General features: G+C 40.8%; 1 protein-coding gene. It reads left to right on the plus strand.

The genetic code is table 11. From position 1 onward, the window contains the following. On the plus strand, window positions 1-316 hold a 316-nt coding region (locus tag RH86_RS02225), incomplete at both ends, for a nuclear transport factor 2 family protein (protein ID WP_009384719.1).

The following is a 316-nucleotide window of genomic DNA, read 5'->3' on the forward strand; positions in this document are numbered from 1 at the left end:
TTAGTATTTGATTCTAGTGATGATATTTCTGTTATTGGCACTGGTGAAGATGAATTGTGTTCCGGTACAAAGTCAGTAAAGGCGCTATTTCTTAGAAATTTCGCAGAAGCAACCGCAACTAAGTTTGAGTGGGGCTGGTCGGATATTGTAATTTCCGACGGTTATGCAGTTGTTTCACAGTGCTTAACCATTCATTTAAATACTGGAAATGGCGCAATTAGCGTACCTATTCGTTGGAGTGTGGTTTTAAAGAAAACAGAACGTTGGGTTTGGGTTCATAGACATGCATCTATAGCGTCAGACTCCCAGGCGAAAG

It is taken from the genome of Vibrio sp. N418 (assembly GCF_000222565.1).
Classification (GTDB): Bacteria; Pseudomonadota; Gammaproteobacteria; order Enterobacterales; family Vibrionaceae; genus Vibrio; species Vibrio scophthalmi.